The organism is Protofrankia sp. Cj3, assembly GCF_917627355.1.
Taxonomy (GTDB): Bacteria; Actinomycetota; Actinomycetes; order Frankiales; family Frankiaceae; genus Protofrankia.
Window position 1 is genome coordinate 1 of the sequence record NZ_CAKJTR010000223.1, and the last position, 6,968, is coordinate 6,968.

A 6,968-nucleotide genomic window follows, 5' to 3' on the forward strand; every position below is an offset into this window, starting at 1 on the left:
GCCGGTTGCGCAGCGCTACGGACTAGCCGTGATCCCGTGGAGCCCGCTGGCCGGCGGGTGGCTGTCCGGGCGGTACCGCAAGGGAGCCGAGCTGCCCGTCTCCGGCCGTGGCCAGCGCACGCCCGGACGTTTCGACCTGACCCTCCCGGCGAACGCCACCAAGCTCGAGGCGGTCGAGCGGCTCGCCCTCCTGGCCGAAGACGCGGGGCTCTCCCTCATCCACCTGGCCATCGCGTTCGTCCTCACCCACCCGGCCGTCACTTCGGCAATCATCGGCCCGCGGACCTTGGAGCAGCTCGAGTCACAGCTCGACGCGGTCAAGGTGACGCTCTCGCCGGACGTCCTGAACCGGATCGACGAGATCGTGCCGCCGGGCATCACGATCAACATGGCGGACGCGGGCTACGAACCGCCGTCGCTGACCGAGCCGGCAGCGCGCCGCCGGAACGCGTGATCCGGCGAGAGACACTCCCGGACACGGATGGCACGGTATTGATCTATAATCTGGTGTGACCACGAGAGACTCTCGCGGCCTTCGGCCGACGAAGTCGACGAAGTCACGGAGAGGCGGTCCGGCATGCGCACCATAGTTCTCGGCGAACGCCCTCAGATCCTCGACGAGTTCATCGCCCGGCGCGAATCGCTCGGGCAGGACACCTTCGACGAGATCTGGAACGGGGAATACCATATGGCGCCGGGCCCATCAGCCGAACACGGCCGCGTAGACGACGAAATCAGCGCGCTGCTACGGATTCGTGCGCGGGCCGCCGGGCTTGTACGCACCGGCCCGTTCAACCTCGGCCGCCGCAACGACTACCGGGTACCCGACGGTGGATTGCACCGCGGGAACCCGACCGGCGTGTACCTTTCCACCGCCGCCGTGGTCATCGAGGTCGTGTCACCGGACGATGAGACTTATGCGAAGATCGATTTTTATGCCGCGCACGAGGTGGACGAACTGATCGTCGCCGATCCGAACCGCCGGACGGTGCGAATCTGGCAACTCGTGGACGGCAAATACGACGAGACCGGGCGCAGCGACCTACTCGACGTCACGGCAACCGAACTGATCGACGGCATCGACTGGCCGTGAACCGACTGGTAATGACAGGGATTCTGTGACGACGTGGTACACAGCCGATCTCCATTTCGGCCACACGAACATTCTGAGCTATGCCTCGCGGCCCTGGCCCGACGTCGAGGCAATGAACGCCGGCCTGGTGGCACGCTGGAACGCCGTGGTGGCGGCCACGGACACCGTCTGGGTTCTCGGGGACGTCTCGCTCACGCCGGCGAAGCTTGGCCCGGTCGCCGCGCTGAACGGCCGCAAGATTCTCGTCGCCGGTAATCATGACTCCTGTTGGTCCGGGCACCGCCGGCACGCCGGCCAGATCCGTCGGTACATCGAGGCGGGCTTCGCCGACGTCCACACGTCCGGAGTCGTGCGGGAACACCGGATCGGCAACCAGCTGGTCACGTTGGCCCACTTCCCCTACCGCGGCGACCACACGGAATCCGACCGCTATGTCGACAGCCGTCCCGATGACGACGGCCGGCCGTTGCTGTGCGGGCACGTACACGACGCCTGGCAGATCAGTGAACGACAGATCAACGTGGGCGTGGACGTCTGGGACTGGATACCCGTCCCGGCGGCGACGCTGCTGAAACTGGTCGACGCCATGCCTCAGTAAGAACGCCCGACAATAGGGATGTGGATCAAGGGGTGGGGCTGGGGCGCGTGCGTCGCGAGGCGGCGGAGGGAACCACCCTGGCCCTTGGGGTGGTTGACCGACGACAACGTCACGAGGTGTGTGCCCCACCCCCGCGACGCCGCCTCGCCGCTGTTCAGCGGGCCGGAATCAACGCTCCCGCGCCCGACCGCCCGCGGCGGGTTCTCGAGGCGGTGGGCACCGACCGCGGACCACGGCCCGGCTCCCGCCCGCGCTGGACGAGTAGCAGCGCGCCCGCCCCGTCGAGGATGTCGCCCCGGCTCACGGGACCCGGTGCGACATCCGCCCAGCCAACCAGATCCCCCGCACTCCACCGGTAGCATGCATCTATGTAGATGTCATCTACATAGATGGGATGCCCTCATGGCGTGGGACTTCGTCGGCAGAGCGACCGAGCTTGCCCTCCTGCGCAAGCGGCTGGATCAGCTGACCTCCTCCCGCGCTGGACGAGCCGTCGCCCTCCGGGGCCGGCGACAGGTGGGTAAGTCACGCCTTGTGCAGGAGTTCTGTGATCGGGCCGGTGTCCCCTATTTCTTCTTCACCGCGACCAAGGGAGCCTCACCCGTCGAATCGGTGGCCGCCTTCTTCGCGGACCTCAGGGAGTCGTCCCTGCCGACCGAGCGTGAACTCGTGCCGACCGCGGCCACCGGAAGCTGGCCTGACGCCTTCCGTGTCCTCGCCTCGGTCCTACCCGACTTCCCTGCCATCGTCGTCCTCGACGAACTTCCCTGGCTCGCGGAACAGGACGATCTGTTCGACGGGGCGCTGCAGACGGCCTGGGACCGGCTGCTCGCCGGACGCCCGGTGCTCCTCCTGCTCCTCGGCAGCGATATCCACATGATGGAACGGCTCACCGCCTACGACCGGCCATTCTTCGGACGGGCCGACAATCTTGTCCTCGGCCCCCTCAACCCGGCGGAAACGGGACGTGCGCTGGGTCTGGACGCGGCCGACGCGATCGACGCCCAGCTGGTTTCCGGTGGGCTGCCCGGTATTCTCCGGAACTGGCCAGCCGGAACTCCGCCGCTGCCCTTCATCGAACAGGAATGCACCGACCCGGCCTCGCCGCTGTTCAGCGTGCCGGAATCAACACTGATGGCGGAGTTTCCCGCACCCGACCAGTCGCGGCGGGTTCTCGAGGCGGTGGGCAGCGGAGACCGTACACACGCCAACATCGCCGCGTCCGCGGGCAGCCGCCAGGGGGCCCTGAGCTCAGGATCGCTGTCGCCGCTCCTACGCCGGCTGGTCGAGGAGAAGCGGGTACTCGCTGTCGACGAACCGCTGTCCACCCGCCCTGGCAAGCCCGCGCTCTACCGGGTCGCCGACAGCAATCTGCGCCTGTATCTCACCGCGCTGCGATCCGCCCAGGAACAGGCACGTCGCGGACGGCCCGAAGCGGCCTTCCGGCTTGTGCAACGCCGCTGGCCGGCATGGCGGGGCAGAGCGGTCGAACCGCTGGTCCGCGAGGCGCTGGAACTCGCGTCGGTCTCAGGCGCGCTGCCCTGGCCCGACGTCGAAGCCGTGGGCGGTTGGTGGAACCGCCAGTTCGACCCGGAGCTGGACCTCGTCGGAGCCGACCGGTCACCCGTAGCGCAACGGCTGCACTTCGTCGGATCGGTGAAGTGGCTGGGAACCGCGTTCGACAACCATGACCTCGCGGACCTCATGCGCAGCGCACCCGCGGTGCCCGGTTTCACCGTCGGCGACACGGGATTTGCCATCGTGTCCCTGTCCGGCACCGACCCAGCTCTCGACCTTACTCACGTGGATCTCGTCTGGGGTCCGGGCGAGGTCCTTTCCGCCTGGCAAACGACATCCGGCGCCGGCCACGGTGGGTAGCAACCGTCACTCACCCTATGTAGCGCAGGCCGCGCCACCGACGATCAGTGATCGGTATCGCGCACGATGGCCGGGCACGGTGCCCCAACGTGTGAAGGCTGGACGATGACCGAGGTGACCGAGCGGCACATCCAGATCGGATGGCTACCAAGCTTCATCCTGCTGTCCGCGATCTGGGGGTCAAGCTTCGCACTGATCAAAATTGCGGTCGACGAGGGCGTCCCCCCGATGTGGGTGGCGCTGTGGCGATGCCTGTTCGGCGCTCTGGCGCTCAGTGCCGTGTGCCTGGCGAAGAGACTGCGGTTTCCCCGCTCCCGCGCGACCTGGGGCCACGCGGCGGTGGTCGCGGCCCTGCTCAACGCCATGCCGTTCGCGCTGTTCGCGTGGGGTGAAACGCAGGTGAGTTCGCTGCTCGCCGGCGTTTTCAACGCGACGACGCCGCTGACGACGCTCGTCTTCGTTCTGGTCTTGGTGCCCGGGGAGCAGCCTGAGCCGCGACGGCTTCTCGGGCTATTGATGGGGTTCGTCGGCGTTCTCGTCGTACTCGGCGTCTGGCATAGGGTGCACGGTGGCACGGTGGCACGGTCCCCGGGAGCCTCGTATGCCTCGGAGCGGCCGCCTGCTACGGGGCCGGTTTCGCCTACACCCGGCGCTTCTTCTCCGGAGGCGGGGAGCCCGCGATCGTGCTGTCAGCCGTACAGATCTCCTGTGCGACCATGGAACTGCTGGCCGTCGGCCCACTTGTCAGCGGCCTGCCGAGCTGGCCCGGCCCTGGGGCCGGGATCGCTCTCCTACTGCTCGGAACATTCGGGACGGGCGTGGCGTACGTGTTGAACCTCAGCGTGATCCGTGCGACCGGCGCGACAGTCGCCTCCACGGTCACCTACCTGATCCCGCTGTGGTCCACGCTTCTCGGTACCGCGGCGCTGTCGGAGCCACTCGGCCCGGATGTCCTGATCGGCGGCCTTCTGATCGTCGTCGGCGCGGTGCTCACTCGCCCACCGCGGGCCCGCACGCCCGCGGTACCCATCCCCGCCTCGCCGATCACTCCGGACGACGGCCGGCGGCAGGAGCCGAGCCCGTCTGTCTAGAGCGACCGGCAATAGGGGGCGCGGCGTCGCGGGGCTGGGGCACACATCTCGCCGCATCGCTCCCCGTCCATCGCTGCGCGATGCACGGGTACCCCGGCTCGTTGGTCGACGCCCAACACCTCCGGTGGCTCCCTCCGCCGCCTCGCGATGCACGCACCCCAACCCCACTCCTTGATCCACACCCCTATTGCCGGGCGCTCTTAGCCCGGTTGCGATCCCACGTGTGGCTTTCTCTACAAGGGATCAATCCGTTCTCCCGCGGCGATCGCCAGACGCGGATCACGCTGGCCCGGTATGTCCGCGTGGTCATCATCCTGGCTGACCACCGGAACGTCGAGGGCGAGCGCGGTGGCGGCGATCCAGCCGAACGCACAAACACGCCTTCGGACGAACATCCGGTAGACAACGCGATGTCAGACTCCGGGCGCTTCAGATTTTGATGAGAGCAACCCGCCGGCTACAGAGCACCGCGAGATCGTCAGGATCCGACGTGAGCACCGTGACCGGACCGGGGACGGCGAGCGCGGTGGCGCAGAGCATGGCGTCGATCGCGTATTTGTGACCATGCAGACCCGCATCACCCAGGAGAGCCGCCGCATGGCGGGCGATGTCCTCGGTGACGGGCTCGATGACGATGCGGGACAGGGTCCATTCGAGAGCCGGACGCCTGATGTGCGGGTGCACCACCTCGACCAGCGTCGCCGCACTGGTGATCACACGCATGTCGTCGGCGCGGGCCAGTGCGAGCCAGGCGGTGACCTCGCGGTCGCGCTGTACGGCTTTGGCGAGTCCTTCACTGTCCAGCACAAGAATGCCGCCCGGCACTACGGGCGCGCGGATCATGCCACGCTCAAGCCGGCGATGCCCTGCTGCTCGCGGGCGCGCAGCAGGGCATCGCGCCTGGCCTGAATCTCGTCATCGGTGATCGGTCCGTGTTCGGCCTCCGCGACCGCGATCAGGTCGTTGAGGTTGTCGCGTTCGATCTGGCGCGCGACGGCCGCGGCGACGTATGCGGACAGGCCTGAGGGACCGCCGCGGGCGCGGGCCGCCTCGGCGACGTCCCGAGGCATTGTGATCGAGTACTTCTGGGTAGGCTCGCTCATACTCCTTATGCTACCTCGGGTACTCCCGCTGGATGGTTGACCGCACGACCGCGCCAGCCAGAAACGCCGAACGGAAAGGCAGGACGGAAAGGCGACCGGCCACCCTCCGCGCTGTGCGCTCCGCACGCCGGGCACGCCCGACGGCTGTACCGGACGCGGATCGTGACATTCTTGGCCCATGGGTGATGGGGGCGAAGCATCTGACACGTCAGGTTCAGGCAGCGACGATCGCTACGACTTCTTCGTCAGCTACACCGGCACGGACGCCGCTTGGGCAGAGTGGATCGCGTGGCAGCTGGAGGCCCGGGTGCGGTTCGGCGACCGGCCCGCGCGGGTGTTCGTGCAGGCGTGGGACCTCGTCCCGGGCACGAACTGGGCGGCCAGCATGCACCGCACGCTGCCGGCCTCGGCCCGGGTGGTGCCCGTCCTGTCCCCCACCTATCTGACCGACTCCCGGTACGGCAACGCCGAGTGGCTGGCGATCTGGCCGGACGACCCCGAGGGGCGCAAGCGCCGGATCGTGCCGGTCCGGGTCGCGGAGTGCCGGCCCGAGGGCCTGCTGCGCTCAACCACCTACATCGATCTGGTCGGCCGCGACGAGACGGCCGCCGCCGACACGCTGCTCGCGGGGATCACCGCGTCCGTCGAAGGCCGGGCCAAGCCTGCCGTCGCCCCGCGGTTCCCCGGCGTAGCCGCACGGCCCGCGTTCCCGGGGCCGAACGGGCAACCAGCAGCCCTCAGCGAGACGACTCCGGGCAGGCTCACCACACCCAGGGTAACCGCGGGCAGGCCGGGCAAGGTCACGGAGCCGGCCGTCACGGTGCTGCACATCTCTGACACCCAGTTCGGGGCGCACCACGTGTTCGGCCGGGCCGGGCTGACCGAGGCCGACCGTGCCCACGCGTCGCTGTTCGGCCGGCTGCACGACGACCTGCGGGACCGGGCCGGCACCGATGGCCTGCGACCAGACTTCGTCGTGGTCACCGGCGACCTGACCGAGACCGGCACGAAAGTCGAATTCGACCAGGCGTACGACTTCCTCATCGCGCTGGCGGAGAGCCTGGAACTCGACCGGAACCGGTTCGTGCTCATTCCCGGCAACCACGACGTCAACGGTAAGCTTTGCAATGCCTACTTTCTGCAATGTTCAGCGGCCGACGAGGCCCCCCTCCCACCGTACTGGCCGAAGTGGAAATTTTTCGACG

7 protein-coding genes and 2 pseudogenes are annotated in these 6,968 nt (G+C 68.2%); 7 read left to right on the top strand and 2 right to left on the bottom strand.

Translation table 11 applies throughout. From position 1 onward, the window contains the following. The 6 genes and pseudogenes from MJ783_RS20760 to MJ783_RS20780 all read left to right on the top strand — a co-directional run. Positions 1 to 454: aldo/keto reductase (locus tag MJ783_RS20760; protein WP_239312941.1), on the top strand; the 454-nt coding region annotated here is incomplete at its 5' end. 123 nt (positions 455 to 577) lie between these two features. Further along, a complete protein-coding gene (locus tag MJ783_RS20765; RefSeq protein ID WP_239312944.1) occupies positions 578 to 1,093 on the top strand; it encodes a Uma2 family endonuclease in 516 nt (171 codons plus the stop codon). A gap of 25 nt (positions 1,094 to 1,118) precedes the next feature. Further along, a complete protein-coding gene (locus MJ783_RS20770) occupies positions 1,119 to 1,691 on the top strand; it encodes a metallophosphoesterase family protein (protein WP_239312947.1) in 573 nt (190 codons plus the stop codon). 402 nt (positions 1,692 to 2,093) lie between these two features. Continuing rightward, positions 2,094 to 3,569 (top strand): ATP-binding protein, encoded by a 1,476-nt coding sequence (locus tag MJ783_RS20775; protein WP_239312950.1) that lies wholly within the window; start codon positions 2,094 to 2,096, stop codon positions 3,567 to 3,569. A gap of 105 nt (positions 3,570 to 3,674) precedes the next feature. Then, positions 3,675 to 4,055 (top strand): annotated as a pseudogene (locus MJ783_RS23785) (EamA family transporter); the annotation flags it as partial. 164 nt (positions 4,056 to 4,219) lie between these two features. After that, positions 4,220 to 4,660 (top strand): annotated as a pseudogene (locus tag MJ783_RS20780) (DMT family transporter); the annotation flags it as partial. A gap of 429 nt (positions 4,661 to 5,089) precedes the next feature. On the opposite strand, the gene MJ783_RS20785 reads toward MJ783_RS20780, so the two are convergent. Then, positions 5,090 to 5,503 carry a type II toxin-antitoxin system VapC family toxin gene (locus MJ783_RS20785; RefSeq protein WP_239312953.1) on the bottom strand — a complete coding sequence of 138 codons (414 nt, stop codon included), beginning with the start codon at positions 5,501 to 5,503 and terminating at the stop codon, positions 5,090 to 5,092. Next, positions 5,500 to 5,763 carry a hypothetical protein gene (locus MJ783_RS20790; RefSeq protein ID WP_239312956.1) on the bottom strand — a complete coding sequence of 88 codons (264 nt, stop codon included), beginning with the start codon at positions 5,761 to 5,763 and terminating at the stop codon, positions 5,500 to 5,502. Before MJ783_RS20790 ends, MJ783_RS20785 begins: the two co-directional genes overlap by 4 nt. 178 nt (positions 5,764 to 5,941) lie before the next feature. Between MJ783_RS20790 and MJ783_RS20795 the strand changes: the two genes are divergently transcribed. Beyond that, positions 5,942 to 6,968, top strand: a 1,027-nt coding sequence (locus MJ783_RS20795) for a TIR domain-containing protein (RefSeq protein WP_239312959.1), incomplete at its 3' end; no start/stop codon positions are given.